A 20625-nucleotide genomic window follows, 5' to 3' on the forward strand; every position below is an offset into this window, starting at 1 on the left:
TAAAAGTATTAAATGATTGTGCTTACTCTTTTTTCAGGTTTTCAGCTTTCCCTGTCTGAAAATGTTTCGATACTGACTGCGCATATCTGTATCTCACAATTTCATTTTCTGTAATGGTATAGAAGTATTTTTGTGTTGCAAGCATCTGGCTCATTCCTGAATTGTTTTTGTTGCTGATATAAAAACTACCGAAATATTCCTGTTTACTGATATTATACATATCAACGACACTGGATTTCTTCCAGAGTTTCTGCGACTCAAATTTACCTTTGATGTTAGATTGGTTAAAAAGGACATCGTCGTAAGCAGAAGCATTAACATTGACGATCACTGGCGGCGCTGCCATTTTGCGATGACCATTCTGCTTGGTTACAATCTTAAGTTTCGTGCTGTTTAAAGTATCAATCGTTTTAAGATGTTGAAGTCCTGAGAAATCAGGGTTGCTTACACTAAAAGTATTTTTGTAATAATGGATAAATATTAATTTGTCTGCATCTGAACTGTACAGTAATTTTCCATCTGTTGAAAAGACTCCGTCTCCGTCCGATAAGATCATATCATTATTGATGACCACACTTTTGGAATCTTTTATTTTCAGAAGCCCTAAAACATGCTTGTCGCTTTTTGAGCTTTTTGCTCTGAAAACAATTGATGTGCTATCGGGAACCACATAGTCATTAAAATAAACATCTTTAAAACTGTAAACATTCAAGGCTGAACTTCCTAATTTTGCCCGGTAGATAATTGGTGCGCTTCCGTCAGCCAGATAAACGAAAGGAAATCGTACGACCATCTTCAGATTTTTAAGAATGAGTTTGCTCTTTGGAGGAACAAGCTGATACTGCTGAATTGTATTAAAGCTATTATCTACGATGCTGAGCGTAAAGGGCGAAGTATAATTTCCGAGATAGATATATCCATTATGTTCACCTGCAAAATAATACGAATTGACTTTAAGATCCAGCTTGTTTTCTTCAATAACGGGATGGATCAGAAATCTTCTTGTAAAATTATTTTCTTTCTTAATGATGTGCTCAGACGAAAAAAATAATACAACAATAAACAGACAGCTCAGTAAATTGGAAATCAATAACAAAAAAACACTTCGTCCCAGTCCATTGGTCTTATTTCTTTCATGTAAGATAACAGATGCTGCACCAAGTACAACACAAGAAATATTAAAAATGAGATGTTCGGTCCATCCCAGATCTTCAAGTATGCCACCGCAAGAACATGGAACAAAATCACTGTAATTCAGAATCAGATAGATATAGATCGTAAAGGCGGACATCAAAGCTGTTGCCGCATAGAGAGCAGAAATCCTTGTTCTTTCAAATATCAGGAGTATAGAAATTAAGATCTCAACAATGATGACGGAATAAGAAACTATTCCTGCGTAAGCACTTAACAATGGTGACTGACCAATTTGGATTTGAAAATTCTCAAAATCCATTAATTTACTGATACTCGCATAGCAGAAGAGTAGTATAAAAAAATAGCGCACGAATTCTACAAATCTTGTTCTGATGGTTTTCATAGTTCTGTTATTTATCCTTTTCTGACTAAAATCCATTTGACGTTTTTACCGCAGTAGGCGGGCATTACTTCGCCTTTTGAAACATAAACTACAGTGCTTATACTTCCTTCAATTTCCCATTCTCCACTTACGGTACATTTCTTTCCTGTATTTAAGATGACTTTCTGATTTTCCATTTTTGAAACTGTATCAGTTGAGCAGAAATCATCCTTACCAGATCGTATCCTGCACTATCCTCCAGTGCTGCTTATCCTTTTTCGGTTCATCGTCATCACCTGTATCCATATTGTCAGAACCTTTTTCTTCTGCAATGCCATTTTGAATCCTTGCAGATTCTTTATTGCTTTGAACTTTCATATTTTGTTGTTTCTGTTCTGTTGTATTTAAATCAGACTCAGATCTTTCACAAGACTGCATAAAGAATGCAGTCATTAGACTTAAAAGTGAGATATACTTTTTCATTTTTTTAACAATGGTTTTAAAGTTATCCCGGCCGGTTTTTGATATTGATTAGAATTCTGATGTCGAAATTAGGAGGGTTAGGGAATTAAAAAAAACTATTGTTGCATCAATTGATACATTAAATGTAACTATTGATCAATTCTACCAACAAAATTAAGGTGTATCGTATTGGTAATCAGTTAGTTGTTTTGAGTGTAAAGTTTGAACAAGCGTTTGATTGTGGATTTTTTGTTAAATTTGTATATATCTTATCATAATGCATTATTATAATGGAGTTTTAACGCTATTATTCACTTTGTTTGTGTTTATGACACAAGGTCAAGAGATGCAGCAACAATCTTACAAGGAGATTTCCCGATTGATTGATTCTTATTCTGAGAATGATGAAAGGGCAATGGTTTTTGTCAAAATGTACATTGACAAAGCAAAAAATGACCATAACCTTAAAAAACTGATCCGAGGTTACGAAGAAGCCATCTATTATAGCAAAAAAACCAGCAGGAAATTATCTTACGCTGACAGTGCCATTATCACTGCAACCAAATCAAACGACCAGGATCAGATCGCAAGAGCCTACGCAGGAAAAGGAATTATTTATTACTATAATCTAAGACAATATAAAAAAGCTTTAGAAGAATATTTGATAGCATTCAAATATTCAAAAAATTCAAAAGATGGTTACCTTAAAAATAAGATTATCTATCATTTGGGAATGATCAAAAGCTATTTGGGATACTATAAATATGCAGCCGTACATTTTGAAGAGACAGCTGATTTTTTTGAAAAAAATGCCAAAGAGAGTTTAGATCGGAACATTAGGTTCAATAATGAATCAGGTTATTTTAACAGTATTTATCGCTTAAGCACTTGTTATAGAAATCTAAAATTATATAATAAGGAAGACTCCCTCATAAATATTGGGCTGGAAAGGCTTCATAACAACAGCGAGCAGGTGATTGAGTTTGGGTACTTCCAGAAAGGAAAGGGAGTGCAGTTACTTAGAAAGGGAAAAGCAGATGAAGCATTGAAGCACTTTAAAGTGTCTCAAGATATTCTGAGCAGCAATCAGGATTACGCTTCATTGACGAGCGTCTATTTTTATATAGGGAAACTATATAGATCAAAGGGAAACAAAGCTGAATCGTTAAAATATTTTAATAAAGTTGATTCGCTGGTCAATAAATTTTGGTTTATTACCCCTGAGATCAGATCAAGTTACCTGTATCTGATCGGTGATGCTAAAAAAAATAGGAATTCTGAACGGAAGATTTATTACTCGGACCAGTTGTTAAAGGCCGACTCAATTATTAATGCTGACTTTGTGATGCTCACGGACAAAATTTATAGCGATTATGATACGGACAATTTAATAGAAGAGAAGAAGCAGATGATCAGAGGTCATCAAGTTATTTTATATTCTTCCATTGGTGCGGGACTGGTAATCTTGTTTTTTTTAATTTGGAGGTTCAGGAAAAGAGAAAAGGAATTGAATGCCAGGTATCAGGAAGTGCTTGAAAAATTAAATACCTCAAAAGAAACCATTAGTTTCGACGTCATACCACCCGCTTCATCTGATGAAAACAGTTTAGACTTATACAGTTCAGAAATTATCGAGGACATCAAAACAAATCTAAAGATTTTTGAAGACGAAAAACAATTTCTTCAGCAGAATTTAACACTTGACATTGTTGCCAAAATGATAGGAAGCAACCGCACCCATTTATCGCATGTACTCAATGTACACTTTGATGTAACATTTCCAACATACCTTAAAGCTTTAAGAATCAGATATATAACCAATTTGCTTGTAGAGGATACTAAATATCTTAGTTATAAAATTGAAACACTCGCAAAAATATGCGGGATGGCGAACAGGCAGATCTTCTCAGCACACTTTCTCGAGATCAACAGTATCAGGCCTAGAGATTTTATCAGAATGAGACAGGAAGAATTAAAGAAGACCTGACTTTTTTATTTTTTAGCCCGATTTTTACGTTAACAATAAATTGAAAAACGTATGAACGGACAAAATTTTAAAAAAAAAGTTGATCAACTTTGGAAAAATCTTACAACAGCAGTATATCAGATCAACAGAAGTGAGAATGATATTGTGATTCGGGCAGAAGAAATTCTGATGGAAACAGACGCTTCTATAAGACAATTGAAAGACCTATTGCGCCAATATCAATTTCCGGACTGGAGTAACGAAATATATTTCTTTAAAAATACCAAACCGCAGTTCGTAGCAGTTTATATTTACTACTCCAAAGTGTTAGCTTTAGAAGCCTCAAAACCCTATGCTGATTCGCAGTCGTTAAGATCGTATTATGAAAATGAGAGATCCAATCTTTTATATTTCTATAATGAGCAAAGAGAATTCATCAGTTATTATCGTCGTAAATCGACATACTTGGACAAAAAATATTTCGTTCGGTTCAAATTTGATTTTAAATTGAAGCTCAGTCCTGAACTGTATAGTTATGATGAGGAATTTTCCACTTCCCACGACCATATTGTGTCTCAAATAATGGCAAATGATCTTTTAGAACAATATTTAACAAATAAAATTGATTCAAACGACAGTAAAGAAAACTCTATTGACCATATTAAGAATCTGGAATGGACAGCCCCGAAAGTTGCCCTTATTGAGCTGTTGTATGCACTTCATCAAACGAAGTGTTTTAATGGAGGTCATTCAGATCTGGCGGAAATTTTCCGCTGGGCAGAAAATTCATTAAATATTAGTTTAGGGAATTATCATAAAACACTCAGCGAAATCAGGTTAAGAAAAACGGATAGAACTAAATTTTTGTCATTGCTTCAGCAAAATTTTAATCAGTATTTGGATGACTTAGACCTGTAAGGAGAACAATTAGTTTCTACACAAAATTCTCCAATTTCAAATAAGACCATCTTCTATTTCACCATTAAAAACATATAATACTTTAAGCTGCCTTAATATTGACGGACTATTAATTCAGAGTCCTTAAAGTTTATAATTTCAACAATTGACTTATGAAATAGCATATCATAGGACTTGTAATTGTAAATCTTTCGGTAGTATCGATAAGCTACCGAAAGATCTTCTGTGTGATTTATTCATAGAGCAGCTTTCTATACACCATTATCAGCGAGATTGCTACTTAGATGATCTTTAAAAGTATTTCAAGCTAATTTGAATTCGATCAAGATAATTCTTAAAAATGTCGGGAAAACTATAGTCTTAATGGCAAGAAATAAAAAATTTATATAAATATTGAATGATAATCCAATAAAAGTGTTGCTTATCGCAATGGATGGGATGTTTATTTTACAATTTCAAAAAAAATCAGTTTAATCACCATTAACCATTGATCTAAAACTCAGTATTCAAAGGATGTACAGGAGAATCTTTCGGTAGTACCGAGAAACTACCGAAAGATATAAAGCGTGATTTTGAAATTTTGTCGAACAAAATAATTGACAAATGGCAATATCTATTATCACCAAAGAAGACCTTCAGCAATTCAAAATTGAACTATTGGAAGGCATTGAAATATTACTCAAGGGTAAGACGACAGAGCAAAAATTATGGCTTCGGAGTTCTGAGGTCAAGAAGCTTCTTAATATATCTTCAGGAACCTTACAAAATCTGAGGGTCAACGGAACATTATCGTACAGCAAGATAGGGGGCTCCTTGTATTATAATTATAAAGACATCCAAAAATTACTCACGGATAAAAAACATTAATTTTTAATACGGAATTATGAAGAATAATAAAAATATCATCGGCTTTTTTGAGCGTGTTATTGAAGATGAGCGATTGTATCCCTCTCATATAAGTATGTATGTGTCTCTTTTCCAGTTCTGGAGTTTGAACCGGTTTCAGAATCCTTTTCGGATCAGCAGGGAAGATGTGATGAAGTTAAGTAAGATCAGGTCAATCGCTACCTACCATAAATGCATCAGAGAACTTTATCGCGCAGGATTTATACGTTATTCACCAAGTTATAACTCATACAAAGGAAGCTTGGTCGAGATCATTGATTTTGACACTGAAAAAGCAGGTGAAAAAAAAATATCTCAAAATCAAAATTTCTTACTACAAGATGAGATTCGGTTTTTAGTTCCGGTGTTCAATGAAGTTGAGTTATATTTTACTGAGCGGGATCTTCCATCTGCTGAAGCAGATCGTTTTTTCTCTTTTTATCGATCTAAAAACTGGAAATTGAGTAATGAGAAACCAATGAAATGCTGGCAGGCTGCTGCGAGGAATTGGATCTCTGAATTGAAAAAATCTATAAATTAAGAACAAATGAAGAATATAGATCCCAAAACTCCGATATGGCGACTAACTGTTGAAGAATTTTTGGAGGTTTCCAAAGAAATTAATTCGGAAAAAAAATATGAATATGGATTGAAAGGTCTGGCGAAAATGCTGGGATGTTCTATTTCGAAAGCCTCGGAAATAAAATCTTCAGGACTGTTAGATGACGCCATCATTCAAAAAGGAAACATTATCATAATTGATAAGGAAAAGGCATTAGCGCTTTTTGCACAAAAATAAAGATGCATTACCTTGAATTAGTGCAGCGGTTTTGGGATTTTAACCAAAAAACATCAATTGGAACAACGGGAATTTCAATGTACTTGTACCTGCTGAAAATTGGTTCTGACAATGACTCTTGTGATTTTCAAATTTCTGATGTTGTCATAAGCATAGAATTAGGAGTCACTCGAAAAACGGTAAAATCCACTAAAGAAAAACTCCGGAATTTAGGATTAATTCAATACCAAACACCAAGCGGACTTGCGTGTAAATACAGGTTAATAGAAGATTATCCTTCACATATTTCTAGCCCTGAAATTGTGCATAAAGAAGAAATTGGAAAGGACGAATCTATTCAAAAAATAGTAGAATTCGGAGTTTCATTACTTACAGGTCGTCCCGTTCAAAATCTTTCTGAAAACACCAATGATCAGGAAATTGAAAGCCATTTATCGCAATCGATACAATCCTTACAACCACAACCAACAACTCAAAAAGGTAACAATGAAAATATTCCTTCTTTGGAAGAATTTATGACGTATGCGGAAACATTAAAAATTTACGCTGCTGAGTTAGATTCTGAAATACAATCGAAATATGAAAACTGGAAAAACAATGGCTGGAAAAATAGTTCTGATAGACCCATTACCAATTGGAAATCTTCATTGAAAAGTACGTTACCTTTTATGAAAGGTCAAATGGAAAGTCATCAACTTTCACTTCAATCCATTCCGGATATAAAACGTCCAAAATCACAAAACGGCAACCTTTGAAAGCTCGGCAAATGTCTACGATAAAAATCCACTAAAAAAATTGAATTATGACACTATCAGATTTAAAACCCGGTCAAAAAGTAACCATTAACGGAATGCTTGCCGAGTACAAAGGAATTCAAAAAGTGAAGATCCCAAATTTCGGTAAAATCGAGAAAAGGGTCTTTCAAGGTGAAGGAATTAATATTTACAAATATTACAGTATTGCGGACGGTACTAAAACGCTCGAAAGCGAGATAATCAAGTTGATATAAAATTACAAATCGATTTTAATCAATTTAGAATATAAGGAAGGAAAATAAAGACTGAAATTTTAAACCAAATTGAAGCATTATTATGGCTGTACCGGAAAAGGATTTACGGTTGATCCGCAAGAATTTTGAAAGTAATAATGAAGTAAGTCCTGAGAGAATTCGGTTGGGAAACCATTTCGTGGACGATTTTATTTTCGAAGGTCACGAGGCTGCGGATATTCCCATCAATGCTCTTAGGGTGATATTTAATATTGTTTCTACCATCAGTAATGAGCAATTTCGTCCGGAAGACCGACCTAAGCAACTCTCCTTGTTTGATGAGGAGTTTGAAACCGAGAACAATATTTTCGCTTCCTTAAAAATCAGGAATAGCAAAATTTCGCCAAGCGGTTCTACTAAGCAAGTGGTAGATGCTTACGAATTTCTTACGAAATTCAAAATGAGCTGGTACAAATCCACTAATTCCAAAGGCAAGGAAATCAAAACTTTTGGAGGACTAATTTCTATACCTAGTTATGACCAGAGAGGTTACACCACGTTTTTAATCAGCAGTTATTGGCTTAAAAAACTAATGGTTATTCCGGAATATAATTACGTTTTGTACAATTTGGTGTACAATATCAGGAACAATAAGCATATTATTTTCGCTATCTGGCTTGCAAAGCTACCTGAAAACGGAGCCTTTTTAAAACTCTCAACACTGAACAAGAAATTTGGATTGAAGTATAAAACTTCCAAGGATTTTTGTTTCAAATTTTTAAAACCTGCAAGAATCAGTTTGAATAGATTTAATACGCTTTCCTTCAATTACAAGTACAGAGGCGATTCAATCTTTATTATTCCTTATTTCACTAAAACCATTTTGAACAACAATTCATCTCAAACCACAAGAGAACATTTGGAACCAAGCGAAGCGTATCTTGACCATAGGGAAAAAATTGCCCAGAGATTAAGTTACATCAGAAAAAGATATGGTCTGCACGAAAATGAAATGCTCCAGTTTTCCCATCAATACAGAAACGTTCCACAAACCAGAGTTTTGATAGAAATGGCATTCAAAGAATTTATCCGAACGGCTCGATTGAAAGAAATTAAATCTACGGAATTTCAAGGAAAATTATTTCTGAATGAAATTCAGGAACATCTCATACAAATTTATCGGCGTACAAAAATGGGAGAATTATTACCAAATGGTTATCCGATAATTATTTGAATTCGGAATTGCGCTCACCCGCAATTCGGAATTGCGGTCACTGAAGTTAAGAAAATGTTAAAATTCCGAAACTTTTGATTGAGATTTCGGAATTGCGCTCACTCCGAAATTCAAAACCCACTAGAAATATGGATAATCATAAAAAAATGTGGATAACTACGAGTATAATATTAAAAATGAATGAAAATAGAAAGTTGAATTCGGAATTGCACTCACCCGAAAACTGTTGTTTTTTCGGAATTGCGGTCACTCTACTTTCGGAATTGCGCTCACTGGAATTCGGAATTGCGCTCACCGAAAAAGTGCCTCAAAACCTTTGCTATAAGAGGATGCAATGCCTCATTAAAAGTATATTAAAAGTAGTTAAAAAGTCTTTTTTTATTAAAAAGGAAAATTTGGATAAAAAATTTGCTTTAAAAAAGAAAAAAAATGAATTGTAAAGAAGTAAAAGAAAAAGTCAATATAAGAACAGTTTTGGAATCGTTCAGCCTTTTTCCTGTTAAAGAGAATCGGAAAACTGCATTTTACTTTGCGCTCGACAGGGAAGAAAAAATACCGAGTTTTTCGGTTGATTTCGTAAAAAATAAAGCATTTGATTTCGGAACTGGGAAAAGTTATGATGTTATTTCAATTGTTCAGCAAATGAATCGATGTTCAGTTTCTGATGCTTTGAAATATCTTGAGAAATTTGACTTCTCAGTTCAAAATAATACCCAGATTGAAGATGTCGACAAAGTCAAAAGTTATCAAATCATAAAAGTAAATCAAATTCAGCACCCTGCTTTAATTCAATATTTGAAATCCCGAAAAGTGTGTGTACAAAAAGATTTGGTAAAAGAAATTGAGTACCGGTTGAATGGTAAGAAATATTTCGGGATTGGATTTTTCAATAATTCCGGAGGTGTTGAAATCCGAAGTAAGTATTCAAAAATATGTTTGGGCAAAAAAGATGTCACTTTGATGAAAAATGATTTGAATAGTTCTAATGAAATTGTGGTTTTTGAAGGTTTTTTTGATTATCTGACTTTTAAAAATTTGGAAAGTGCAGAAAGTTCAATTTCAGATTGTTTGGTTCTCAATTCTACAGCAATGCTTTTTAAAGTCGATGATAAACTTAGAGAATATGACAAAATCTCACTTTTCCTGGATAATGATGATAATGGAATTACAATCAAACAGGTTATCCGGAAAAACTATAAAAATGTTGAAGATTGCTCTTTGCTGTACAAAGATTTTAAGGATTTGAACGAGTGGTTTTGTGCAACAAAGTAAAATGTAAAAATTCTGAAAATAATTTTAACGAGAAATTATATTTTAAGAATGATAAAACTGGTTAAACCTTAAAAAAACAGATTAGCTAATGTTCGATTTTCTATTTTTCCTACTATCAAAACCGTCTATTTAATCACTTCTAACTGATGTTTGGCTTTTTACTATTGCAAATGTAGGACAGCATCATTCACCTAAAAAAATATTTTTGGGTTTCTATAAAAATTCTTTCCACGAGTTCCAATAATTTTTTCAGACACTCCTGAATCCTTCGGACAAAAATATTTCGAGCCACAATCCTCCAAAGCTTTGGAGGATTGTGGTTTTATATGCCTGATACTTTCCTATGATCATCGGCAAAGAAAAAGACGGAACCTCAGTTATACGAATCAATTAAATCGCAGACGGTCTTTGACATCAACGGAAAAAACAACAAAATAAAACAACAAATAATTCTGCTTTTCCAATTGGATATAAGCAGAAAAAAAAACGAGTGTCCTCGAAACCAAATCAATCAAATCGAAAATTTTAACAAACTCGAAAATCAATTATTAACAATCAAAAATTAACATTATGAACATCGTAGGCAGAATTACAAAAAACGCAGAAATCAACACTTTAAAAAATGACAAACAGGTCGTGAATTTTTCACTAGCCATTAATGACAGATTTAAAACCAAACAAGGCGAACTAAGAGAACAGACCACTTATTATAACTGCTCCTATTGGCTAAGTGCCAACGTAGCTAAGATTTTAACGAAGGGAACATTAGTAGAGCTTACAGGCAGAGCAAGTGCGAGTGCGTGGATTGGAAAAGATGGAGAAATAAAATCGGGGTTGAATTTCCATACTTCTAACATCAAAGTACACGGAGGCGGAAAAAAGTCTGACACAGAAGAACAACCAGCTTCACAGCCACAGAAATCCAATGCTTTTGCGGAAGATACGGACGATGATTTACCATTCTAAAAGCATTCAAAATATGGAAGCACAATATAACTTTCAAATGAAGCCGAAAAGTGATAAGAATGATTGGGAAAAGGTGGAAATCTTTTCCCAATTCTATTGCGAGAGAACGACAGCAATACGGTATGCAAAAAGTCTTTCAAGAAAATTCAAATCAGAAATCCGCCTTACAGAGGGAAAAGAACCTTTCAAAACAAGCGGAACATACATTTACGAAAACAACAATTATACAACAAATATTATGGCAAATTGGTGCAACAATAAAGTAACATTCACAGGAAATCGAGAGGTTTTGGACAAAGTCTCGAATGTATTTCAAGAAATGATAGAAAAGGAAACTAAGGGAAATATTGGGCAACTGCCCGATTTTGTCAAGAGCAAAAACGGTTACTTCTGTGAAATTTATCGAAGTGAAACAGATGAATGTTCTTTCCATTATGAGACAAGATGGAGCCCAAATATCGAAGCATTATGGATTGTTGCAAATCATTACGATGTCGGATTTGTATTGGATTACGAAGAATCTGGCTGTATGGTTTTTGGCAAGACCATATGCGAAAACCAAATCTTACAGGATTATTTTCTCAATCAATGTGACTTTCAAGACTTCATCTACAATGTAGATACAGATTGTTACGAATTCGAAGGTGAAAATTACGATTACAAAGAGGAGATTATGACAATCCTATTAGACAGGAAAATAAATAATAACAAACAAAAAATTGCATAAATGAAAACATCACTTCAACAAACAGAATATTTACTGATAAAATCAATGACCAACAGTGAATGGGATAATGGCGATTTTGCCATTATCCACATTACGGGAGAATGGAAAGAAATCCAAAAGAAAAGGCTCGAAGCCGTAAAGCCTTTGGAAAATGACTATGATTTAAAATGGCTGAATTATGCCGATACCAATGTAGAGTTTTTCAAATTTTCGGAAGAAAATTATCCCTAAGTTGAAGAATGGCTTTCGGAGAGAAGCAGGATTTTTATCGAATTGGAAAAAGAGGATTTGAAAAAATTTTTGCAACCCGAAAATAATCTGAATTGCTACCAAATGCAAGTCTATAAAAACGGAAATGCCATTTACAACGCTTTTGGAAAACAGACAGGCGAAGAATTTTGGACAGAAGAATTTTCATTATATCAATTAACTCAACAACAATGAGAGTAACAGACTTAAACGGTTGCAAGATTAAAGTAACCAATCTTGATGAAGCTATCCAAATTACAGCAGAGTAAGGAATATGAACATACAAACAAAGAATTTTCAGAATTAGATAAAAGACTGAGAAGGTTTTGGAAAGATATGTACGGAAAACTACTAAAATCAAAACAATATGAGCAATCTCGCAGACAAAACGGAGTATAAAGCATTGAACATTATTGCCAAAATGGTAAAACAATATGAAAAATTACACTATTTGGATATGACCAAAGAAGATGATTGGAATGCCACAAACGCAAGAAACCTATTACAGAGCATTATTCAAAATAATGAATATAAAATTAATTATAACAGAAATAGTAAAAAATCAATTTTAAAAACAAAATTATGCAAACCAATTTTTTCAGACAGATAGGCAAACTCAATCTTACAGGAGATTTGCAAATCACACTCCGACAAGGGGCAGAAAACAGTTTCGTTCTTTCCGTATTGCTCAACAATGAGCAATGCGGAGACGAGGCAAGGAAAACGATTCCGCCACTCAATTTAAGGGGGACAGCGGAAGAATTGGACAACGGATTTTTTGAAAGTATTTCGACACCATTGCAGACCGCATCGGGCTTAATGGTAGATATGGAAAGTTTTATGAAACAGGTCGAAGAAGCCAAGAAGAAATCGGCAATGGAAAAGGAGAAATCCGACAAGGAGAAAAAAGAAAAGGAAGGCAAAGATAAAAAGTACAAAGAAGCCTTGCAAAAAGCCGAAGAACTCGAAAAAGACGGCAAATACAAAGAAGCGTGGTCAGCTCTTCCAAAAGTATCGGAATTTCCCGATTATGCTGAAATCATCCGCAAAAAGCAGGATGAATATGAGAAACATTTTGCACCAAGCCTATTCTCTGAAACGACCAATGAAAATGTTGAATCTTAAAAATATTATAAATGTTACTTGCAACCCTATTAGACCGAGTTTTTATACTCAAAGATAACGGACAGGAAATACGTTTACCTGACCCTGAACCAAAATGGAGCGTAGAATCAGTAATGAACTTTTACGCCAACACGTACCCGATACTGACCACTTCAAAAATTTCAGCACCGAAAATCAAGGATGATGCTGTTGAATATCAATTTGAAAGTGTGATGGGAACAAAAGGATAATAAATAGTTGATGGTTTTTGGTTGACAGTTGATAGAATTACAATCTAAAAGCTAACAACCATCAACCATAAACTGACAAACAAAAATAAAATGAATGCAACGAAAAACCATATCGGGGACAATTCAACCTCCCGAAGAAAAAAAACAAAGGCAACTTCACTTACAATTGAGGGAATACGCACAATGGATGCATCAGATAAAAGACAGTTCGGAAGTTCAGAAAGACCAACGGAAATCCGTTCCAATCTCCCAACTTCCAATGCTTTTCTGAGAACCTGCTTTATGCCGAAATTAAAGGAGAATGAAATAACAATAACACAGGGCAAACGTAAGTCTGCTAAAACAGAAAGGGATTTTTATAAGTCCCTTTCTCAATTAGCAAAGCATTATGATATAACCCCAATGCCGACACAGCATTTTAATTATCCATACAATATCAGCCTTGCTTTGAGAGATATTGAAACGCAGTTGAAAACCAAGACTGAAAATTGGCAGAGTGTTAGGCTGATAGAAAAAGGGAGTAAGACTTGCTTTGCAATAGAAGAAAGATGCAACACAGGGGCAACCTTGTTTTATGTTCCCGTCGTACCGCTTTATCAATTGCTCCGCAATAAGGTACACAGAAAAGCAGCTTGCTTACTATTGTCCGTATGCACTTATCTGTATAGAAATGTAGATATTCCATATTACAGACAGGAAGATTCTTATCTCTATTGGAATTACGAAATGCTTACTGATTGGATAGAGCAGGACGAAGAAATAGAAGATAACCACATCTGCAAAAAAGAACTTCAAAGGGCGGAAATCATCGGAGATATGATGGGACAAAAAATTTCCAATGCTAAGAATCTTCTTTTTTTTGAGCAACGCTTGAAACGTTTTATACCGAAAAACAGGTTTGATAAAGAATGCCTTCAATTGGCAGAAAAAACCTTTAAACTTTATTGTGATTACCCTAATGAAAGCATTTTCAGAAATGCCCACTATAATAATGCAAACAAGCCCTCAGAAATGGAGGGAGATGACAATTATAATGAGGAAACTGTTATCGCAATGGATAAATATATTTCCTTTTTTGCCGAGAGTGACGGATTGATTTATGATAATCTAACGAGTATGGTCAATAATGAGTTCAACGAATATGCTGAAACACAGCAACCAATGATTTTTAAAACCTTTGACGGAAGTGATATATTGGATAAAAACCTTGATTTTGAAAATCAGTTGTTTAAGGTCTTAAACGAATTGTGCCGATTGCTCAACTAATCTGTGCATACACGGCGCAAATAATTCAATTATAAAAACAAGCTATGAGAAATACAGCCAATACAATTAAGAACGAAGAAACCGACATAACCAATAATTTTGGAACACTTTACTATCCTAAATCAGCACTGGTCTTTTATGAGACAGAAGATTATAATCGCGATGGTTATGTTGAACATTTTGATATTGACCCTAATGGAAACCCTGTCAATGCCCACCCTTTGACTGTAAGGGAGGCACAACGACTCTCCAAATCTTTAAATATTCAAAATAAGAAAGAAAAAGATTTTCTAAGACCAAGTGGTATTATTTCTGAAACTGTACTATTTATAGATACATCGGAAAATGGAAAAGTGGTCTGGTACACAAAAGCACAGGAACGACAGTTACTATTTACCGAAAAGCTTTCCATTCCAAATGGTTTAGCGAATGTGCCACCTTTGCTATGGTGTGCCAATAAGCAGGGAATGAAAATATTCGCATTGGAGACAGACCAACGCCCCAATACAGATACACCACTATTTCACGCTCCGTTCTTTAATGTTTACGAAAGCGGAAGTGTTTGTATGGGAACGGTCGACGTAAACATTAAAAGTTCCGCATCACTCGAAGAGTTTACTAAGAAATGGGAAAACTATTTTTTCAATTCTTATTTCAGCCATTTGGTCAACAGCCATAATCCGATTAAAGGAAACTTGGTAATCCTTTGGAAAAGCCTTATTGATTCAAAAGAGCCGTTTCCGACAGATATTCTAATCAATTCAAATCTAACTTTAAAAAATCTACTCTAATGATACAATCTGAAAAAACAAAAGTCCATTTTACCGATGATAGCCTTTTAAATCCTACCAATCCTGTAATGGTAAACCTCATAGGTGCAGGTGGTACAGGTTCTAAAGTATTGACCGCCTTGATCGAAATGAACCATTCATTGATTGAATTGGGACACGCAGGATTACAGGTGCGGTTGTGGGATGATGATATTGTCACAGAAGCGAATCAAGGCAGACAGCGTTTTGCAGAATGTGAAGTAGGATTACCAAAGGCAGTTGCACTGATAAATCGGGCAAACCGATGGTCTGGAACGAATTGGAAAGCCGAAGTCAGAAAGTTTGAAAGAGATTCTTTAGGAAGAATCCAAGAGAATATGCAGTCCGCAATTTATATGTCGTGTGTTGATAATGTCAAATCACGATTTGAAATTGCTGATATTCTGAATGAATTGAAAGAGGGTAGGAGATTATACAGAAACCAGGCTAAATATTGGATGGATTTTGGCAACAACCGATATTCTGGACAGGTTTTGCTTTCTACAGTTGAGAATATAAAACAACCTGATTCCGAAAAATATCAAACAACGTCGAATCTTCCTTATGTGACGGAAGAATTTGGAGAACTGCTTTTGCAGTCTGAAACGCAAGATGATACACCAAGTTGCAGTTTAGCAGAAGCATTAGAAAAGCAGGATTTGTTTATTAATTCTACATTAGCACAAATGGGATGTTCTCTATTGTGGAACTTGTTTCGCAACGGACTGACTGAAAACAGAGGTTTTTTCCTTAATCTAAAAAATTTCCATTCTCAACTGATAAAAATATAAAAAACCGCCTGACCAAAAGTTGGGCGGCAAAAATGCAATTCCTCCCTGCGGTCGGAAACGTATTTTTGCGGAAAGCGGAACAACCCCATTTCTAAAACAATTCCGGACTTTGGCTTTGGTTTGTTTTAGAAAAAAGGTTGTAAGTATTAACTGACTATAGAAAACTCGTTGTGCATAGTTTCAATTAAGCATTAAAATAGTTAGTTGAAACTATGCACTTTCAGTGCAAGAATTTCAGTTTCTATAAATTTTTTATTCGACACAGATGCACAGATAATAAAATGAATTTTTTAATATTTTATTATCTGTGCATCTGTGGAGTTTTTTAAACGAATTTCATTCGTTGTTCAAATCTATGGACTGAAAGTCCATAGTGGTTTAGTTATTTACAACAAGCATTTCCCTCTTGAATAGGTGGGCACTTTACTGTACCGTAACTACAAAACACGCAACAATCTCCCTTTATAGGTTTTAGAGTTGTTTTGCAACTCTCACACTGATAGAAAAATTGACAAGCATCAGTTGGCATTTCTTCGGATTTCTTATGTCCGCAGGTTGGACAAGTTATTTCGGATATTAAAATGATGTCCATTATGAAATAATTTTGCTTTTTAGTGATTTGTAACCAGTAGAGTTGATAGCTTTTTCGATTTGCTCGATGCTGGTTTGTTTGTTGTCGAACTTTACAATTGCGTTGCCTTTTTCGTAAGAAACAATAACTTCAACAATGCCTTTTAGTTTGCTAATTTCTGTCTTTACATGATGTTCACATCCTGAACAAGTCATTCCTTTAATAGTAAATTCAACTTTCTGAATTTTAGAAGTCGAAGTAACAATTGCCGTGATTTTTGTCTTCGGAACAAAGATGTGAGCATAACTCGGAAATGATAGAAGTAAAACTGATATTACGGTAATACTTCCTAACAATGATTTCGTTTGCATAAAATTTTGTTTTTGATTTGTTTCACAATTACAGTCAATTTGTTTTTGAGGTTTCAGTTTTTGATACCAAGCAAAGCCAAGAACTAAAACAGTCATACCAATAAAATAAGGTCGAAAAGGTTCGAGCCACGAAAAGGTAGAAGCAATTCCGCTTGAACCCGCAACTATAGCCAAAATTGGCGTAATACAGCACAAGGACGAAGCAATTGCTGTCAAAAGTCCTGCACCGATTAATTTTTTTTCTGTTTTCATATTGCTTCCAAAATTTTGTTTTCGTTAAGGATTTTGAAAAAAGGTTTGAGCATTTTTTCATACTCTTTTGCCAACGAATAGAAAATAGTTTGCGCTTGTCTTTCCGTTTCAATGAGTTTTCTGTCTTTGAGTTTTCGCAAGTGCTGAGAAACTGCCGAAATGGTCATACTGAGAATATCGCTTAGGTCGCAAACACAAAGTTTCTTTTCTTCATAAAGAAGAAAAAGTATTTTCAGTCTTACATTGTTACCCGCTAACTCAAGTCCGCTGGATAAATAATCAACTGTCCCTTTGATTTCACTAATCCGGTCTTTGCAACGCATTATCTGCTTAACGTCCGCCTGCTGCCTTATACAAGAAAGATTATCCATAAGTACAAAGATAAGCAAATTGTTTATTTAAGCAAATACTAAAATACAAAAACATCTTTTTATACATTTTCATAAAAGGATAAAAGATTTCCGTATAAGTCTAATGCTGCAAATTCTCTTGTGCCATAATAGGTACTTTCTATCTCTGTTTTTTCATTGTGAAGCACCTCTTTTTCTTTTAGCTCTTTATACAGCTCTTCAACTCCTTTTACTTCAATTCTGCAACTGTGTGTTCCTGCTAAAAAGCTTTCTGCCCCACTACTAATCGGTTTTAGAAATAGAAAAATGCTTTTCCATTTCCAACTATAATTGCAGGAAGCCCACAAATGCAGTTCTATGTTGCCCCGAACCAAAATTGCAAAAGTGTCTTCCTTGTGCCGACAATCAAAACCAAATTTGTCTTTGTAAAATTGAACTGCTTTGTCAATTTCCCTGACAGGAAATGCGGGTGTTGCCTTTATCAGTTCTATCATTGTCATGTGCAATTTTAAATTGTAATATTGTGGTAAATAGTTGAGACAGCTCAAACGGATTGAAAAAACGTTTTCGGTTTCCTGGCTTAGCTGTTTATCCTTTGTTTTAATAATTTAAAGATAACCCAATACCCCAGCCCATATCGCTATCATAATGTGTACGAATACCCACATTTTTATTGATAATATATTTTAGCTCTGTCATATATTCCATATCGGTGTTGACCATAAAACCAGCCCTCAATCTCTTTGTGATGGGAATATCTTCACGCATTAAAGAAAGACGTACAATTCCATCGTGATATACCTCTGCCTGAAAGTTTACTAACATTGGTAATGTGTACATAAAGCCCAAGCTAATAGCTCTACGTGTATCTTTTTCATTTTTCTGTCCGAATAAATTGGTTTCGTGTTCATCCATACCCATTTTACGATACCTCCAATCAAAACCTATAAACGGCATAAACCATTGCATTTTTCCAATGTACCTTCCTAAATGTGTTTCTACTTCATAACCGTGCATATCGTTATAGCCTAATCGCCATTCTGTCCCTAAACTCCATCTTGAATTCTGAAGCATCGCATCACCATCATTTCCATTGCTAGCAAAATCATTCTGAGCCATTAAGTGTGGCATATTGCTTTCTCTTTGCAACATATTATATGCTTGTTTTTTGTTAGGTAAATTCGGATTTTGATAATCGTCAACTGCAAATACCCTGTTCATTCCTGACATCATATGATAAAGGATATGACAGTGGAAAAACCAATCTCCTTCTTCGTTTGCTAAAAACTCAATGGTATCAGTTTCCATTGGCATTATATCTATAACATTTTTTAGTGGTGATTTTTCGCCTTTGCCATTGATTACCCTGAAATCAAAACCGTGCAAGTGCATTGGATGGCGCATCATTGAGTTATTATGAATGGTAATTCGTAGAATTTCTCCTTTTTTCACAGGTATTTTATCAACTTCTGAAAGTATTTTATTATCCATACTCCACACATAACGGTTCATATTTCCGGTAAGGGTAAATTTCAATTCTTTTACTGGCGCATCTTTAGGAAGTTCCGTATTGGAAGGAGATTGTAGCATTGCATAATTCAGCGTTTTGATTTCTCCCAAAGCATTTGCATTGTAACGGTTGGGATCATTTTCCATATTCATATTGTGTTGACTATGGTCTTCTTTTGGTTTTGCCTCTCCAGTAATTTCAGGATACATTACCACGTTCATATCCATTTGGTTCAGGCTCATTTTCATTCCCATATCGTCCAAATCTCCATTCATCTTCATCATATCGTTCATCATCTTCATCCCTTCAAAATATTTTAATTTAGGAAGTGGTGATATTAATTGTTTGATGCCATTGCCCACAAAATAACTTGCGGATTGTGTTCTGTCTTCAGTAGTAGCTAGAAACTGATAAGCAACACCATCTTCAGGAATTGTTACTACAATATCGTAAGTTTCAGAAACCGCAATGATTAATCTATCTACTTCCACAGGTTCTACATCATTACCGTCATTTGCAACTACGGTAATTTTACCGCCTGCATACCGCAACCAAAAATAGGACGAAGCACCACCGTTTGAAACTCGCAATCGTACTTTATCGCCCGCTTTTAGCGTTTTGCCGTCCACCTTTTTTAAATCGGTCGTATGGTTTCCATTGATTAAAATTTTGTCATAATACACATCGCTTACATCCATTGCCAACATCCGTTTCCATTCGTTGGTTAGTTTTGTTTTGAAATGTCCTTCTCTAATAGCTTCTGCATAAGACTGTGTTGCATTTTTTTTAATAGCTGCCCAATCGTTGGCATTATGCAGCATCCTGTTGATGTTGTCGGGATTAAGATTTGTCCACTCGCTTAAAATGATGGGTACAGTCGGCAAATCGTCAATTCCTTTTCTAAAGGTTTTATCATCATCCTTTTTCTTCATTATAAAACTGCCATACATCCCAATTTGCTCCTGCAAACCAGAATGTGAGTGATACCAATGCGTTCCGTGTTGGATAATTGGGAAGCGATAGGTATAGGTTGTGCCTGCCTTAATAGGTTTTTGTGTAAGCCAGGGCACACCATCTTCTTTGTTGGGCAGGAACACTCCGTGCCAATGCAATGAGGTACTTTCTTTTAATTGGTTATGTACAACGATTTCGGCTGTATCGCCTTCGGTAAAAGTGAGCGTTGGCATTGGTATTTGACCATTTACGGAAATGGCTCTTTTTTCTTTGCCTGCGTAGTTTACAAGCGTATCTTTTACATACAACTCGTAACGAACTACTTTTTGTGCAAAGAGAGATTGCGAACATAACAGTATAAAAACTGCTTGCAGCAACCTGATCGTAACATTTTTAGGTATATTCATTTTGATA

27 protein-coding genes are annotated in these 20625 nt (G+C 34.7%); 19 read left to right on the forward strand and 8 right to left on the reverse strand.

Translation table 11 applies throughout. The annotated features are described in order from the left end of the window. Window positions 1–22 precede the first annotated feature (22 nt). Genes BT156_RS12580 through BT156_RS12585 form a run of 3 tightly spaced genes read right to left on the reverse strand, consistent with a single transcriptional unit; the run spans window position 23 to window position 1999 of the window. Window positions 23–1537 (reverse strand): DoxX family protein, encoded by a 1515-nt coding sequence (locus BT156_RS12580; protein ID WP_072410565.1) that lies wholly within the window; start codon window positions 1535–1537, stop codon window positions 23–25. Window positions 1538–1548: 11 nt separating this feature from the next. Next, a complete protein-coding gene (locus BT156_RS22130; RefSeq protein WP_159745729.1) occupies window positions 1549–1713 on the reverse strand; it encodes a hypothetical protein in 165 nt (54 codons plus the stop codon). Between the two features lie 34 nt (window positions 1714–1747). Further along, window positions 1748–1999 carry a hypothetical protein gene (locus BT156_RS12585; RefSeq protein ID WP_139255475.1) on the reverse strand — a complete coding sequence of 84 codons (252 nt, stop codon included), beginning with the start codon at window positions 1997–1999 and terminating at the stop codon, window positions 1748–1750. 256 nt (window positions 2000–2255) lie between these two features. Here BT156_RS12585 and BT156_RS12590 point away from each other — a divergent pair, with 256 nt between their 5' ends. The 19 genes from BT156_RS12590 (at window position 2256) to BT156_RS12685 (ending at window position 16203) form a co-directional block, all read left to right on the forward strand. Beyond that, on the forward strand, window positions 2256–3965 hold the full coding sequence (locus BT156_RS12590; protein ID WP_139255476.1) for a helix-turn-helix domain-containing protein: 1710 nt from the start codon (window positions 2256–2258) through the stop codon (window positions 3963–3965). A 51-nt stretch (window positions 3966–4016) separates the two neighbouring features. Continuing rightward, window positions 4017–4862: an RteC domain-containing protein gene (locus BT156_RS12595; RefSeq protein ID WP_072410568.1), complete on the forward strand. Its 846-nt coding sequence runs from the start codon at window positions 4017–4019 to the stop codon at window positions 4860–4862. A 603-nt stretch (window positions 4863–5465) separates the two neighbouring features. Beyond that, a complete protein-coding gene (locus tag BT156_RS12600) occupies window positions 5466–5729 on the forward strand; it encodes a helix-turn-helix domain-containing protein (RefSeq protein WP_072410569.1) in 264 nt (87 codons plus the stop codon). Between the two features lie 16 nt (window positions 5730–5745). Beyond that, on the forward strand, window positions 5746–6288 hold the full coding sequence (locus BT156_RS12605; protein WP_072410570.1) for a hypothetical protein: 543 nt from the start codon (window positions 5746–5748) through the stop codon (window positions 6286–6288). A gap of 6 nt (window positions 6289–6294) precedes the next feature. Next, window positions 6295–6546 (forward strand): DUF3853 family protein, encoded by a 252-nt coding sequence (locus BT156_RS12610; RefSeq protein WP_072410572.1) that lies wholly within the window; start codon window positions 6295–6297, stop codon window positions 6544–6546. 2 nt (window positions 6547–6548) lie between these two features. Next, window positions 6549–7301: a hypothetical protein gene (locus tag BT156_RS12615; protein WP_072410573.1), complete on the forward strand. Its 753-nt coding sequence runs from the start codon at window positions 6549–6551 to the stop codon at window positions 7299–7301. Window positions 7302–7348: 47 nt separating this feature from the next. Continuing rightward, window positions 7349–7555, forward strand: a complete 207-nt coding sequence (locus BT156_RS12620; protein WP_072410574.1) for a hypothetical protein — start codon at window positions 7349–7351, stop codon at window positions 7553–7555. Window positions 7556–7637: 82 nt separating this feature from the next. Next, window positions 7638–8768 carry a hypothetical protein gene (locus BT156_RS12625; RefSeq protein WP_072410575.1) on the forward strand — a complete coding sequence of 377 codons (1131 nt, stop codon included), beginning with the start codon at window positions 7638–7640 and terminating at the stop codon, window positions 8766–8768. A 429-nt stretch (window positions 8769–9197) separates the two neighbouring features. After that, window positions 9198–10040 carry a toprim domain-containing protein gene (locus BT156_RS12635; protein ID WP_072410577.1) on the forward strand — a complete coding sequence of 281 codons (843 nt, stop codon included), beginning with the start codon at window positions 9198–9200 and terminating at the stop codon, window positions 10038–10040. Window positions 10041–10610: 570 nt separating this feature from the next. Continuing rightward, window positions 10611–11006: a single-stranded DNA-binding protein gene (locus tag BT156_RS12640; protein ID WP_028122590.1), complete on the forward strand. Its 396-nt coding sequence runs from the start codon at window positions 10611–10613 to the stop codon at window positions 11004–11006. Between the two features lie 13 nt (window positions 11007–11019). Further along, on the forward strand, window positions 11020–11733 hold the full coding sequence (locus tag BT156_RS22135) for a DUF1281 family ferredoxin-like fold protein (RefSeq protein ID WP_159745727.1): 714 nt from the start codon (window positions 11020–11022) through the stop codon (window positions 11731–11733). Continuing rightward, a complete protein-coding gene (locus tag BT156_RS21790; protein WP_051889993.1) occupies window positions 11734–11964 on the forward strand; it encodes a hypothetical protein in 231 nt (76 codons plus the stop codon). Between the two features lie 258 nt (window positions 11965–12222). Then, window positions 12223–12381, forward strand: coding sequence for a hypothetical protein (locus tag BT156_RS12655; RefSeq protein WP_228418836.1), 159 nt, complete (start codon window positions 12223–12225; stop codon window positions 12379–12381). Continuing rightward, on the forward strand, window positions 12350–12592 hold the full coding sequence (locus tag BT156_RS12660) for a hypothetical protein (RefSeq protein ID WP_028122591.1): 243 nt from the start codon (window positions 12350–12352) through the stop codon (window positions 12590–12592). Before BT156_RS12655 ends, BT156_RS12660 begins: the two co-directional genes overlap by 32 nt. Further along, the gene (locus tag BT156_RS12665) at window positions 12565–13107 is read left to right on the forward strand and encodes a PRTRC system protein E (protein WP_028122592.1); all 543 of its coding nucleotides are present in this window, start codon (window positions 12565–12567) and stop codon (window positions 13105–13107) included. The genes BT156_RS12660 and BT156_RS12665 overlap by 28 nt, the downstream gene beginning before the upstream one ends. Window positions 13108–13118: 11 nt before the next feature. Continuing rightward, window positions 13119–13337, forward strand: a complete 219-nt coding sequence (locus tag BT156_RS12670) for a PRTRC system protein C (protein ID WP_027379053.1) — start codon at window positions 13119–13121, stop codon at window positions 13335–13337. A 90-nt stretch (window positions 13338–13427) separates the two neighbouring features. After that, on the forward strand, window positions 13428–14603 hold the full coding sequence (locus tag BT156_RS12675) for a hypothetical protein (protein WP_028122593.1): 1176 nt from the start codon (window positions 13428–13430) through the stop codon (window positions 14601–14603). Between the two features lie 44 nt (window positions 14604–14647). Further along, the gene (locus BT156_RS12680; protein ID WP_051259640.1) at window positions 14648–15394 is read left to right on the forward strand and encodes a PRTRC system protein B; all 747 of its coding nucleotides are present in this window, start codon (window positions 14648–14650) and stop codon (window positions 15392–15394) included. Between the two features lie 2 nt (window positions 15395–15396). After that, complete coding sequence (locus BT156_RS12685) at window positions 15397–16203, forward strand: PRTRC system ThiF family protein (RefSeq protein WP_028122595.1); 807 nt, start codon at window positions 15397–15399, stop codon at window positions 16201–16203. Window positions 16204–16585: 382 nt separating this feature from the next. Here BT156_RS12685 and BT156_RS22375 read toward each other — a convergent pair whose 3' ends face one another. The 5 genes from BT156_RS22375 to BT156_RS12710 all read right to left on the reverse strand — a co-directional run bounded on the left by BT156_RS22375 (window position 16586) and on the right by BT156_RS12710 (window position 20618). After that, complete coding sequence (locus tag BT156_RS22375; RefSeq protein WP_072410579.1) at window positions 16586–16795, reverse strand: GDCCVxC domain-containing (seleno)protein; 210 nt, start codon at window positions 16793–16795, stop codon at window positions 16586–16588. Next, window positions 16795–17397 (reverse strand): mercuric transport protein MerTP, encoded by a 603-nt coding sequence (gene merTP / locus BT156_RS12695; protein ID WP_034975961.1) that lies wholly within the window; start codon window positions 17395–17397, stop codon window positions 16795–16797. The genes BT156_RS22375 and merTP overlap by 1 nt, the downstream gene beginning before the upstream one ends. Beyond that, entirely contained in the window at window positions 17394–17768 is a 375-nt protein-coding gene (locus BT156_RS12700) for an ArsR/SmtB family transcription factor (RefSeq protein ID WP_027381139.1), read from the reverse strand. Before BT156_RS12700 ends, merTP begins: the two co-directional genes overlap by 4 nt. A gap of 59 nt (window positions 17769–17827) precedes the next feature. Beyond that, window positions 17828–18241, reverse strand: coding sequence for a bleomycin resistance protein (locus tag BT156_RS12705; RefSeq protein ID WP_198417452.1), 414 nt, complete (start codon window positions 18239–18241; stop codon window positions 17828–17830). A gap of 106 nt (window positions 18242–18347) precedes the next feature. Beyond that, the gene (locus BT156_RS12710) at window positions 18348–20618 is read right to left on the reverse strand and encodes a multicopper oxidase family protein (RefSeq protein WP_034742681.1); all 2271 of its coding nucleotides are present in this window, start codon (window positions 20616–20618) and stop codon (window positions 18348–18350) included. Between the last annotated feature and the right edge of the window lie 7 nt (window positions 20619–20625).

The organism is Chryseobacterium limigenitum, from assembly GCF_900114875.1.
Classification (GTDB): Bacteria; Bacteroidota; Bacteroidia; order Flavobacteriales; family Weeksellaceae; genus Chryseobacterium; species Chryseobacterium limigenitum.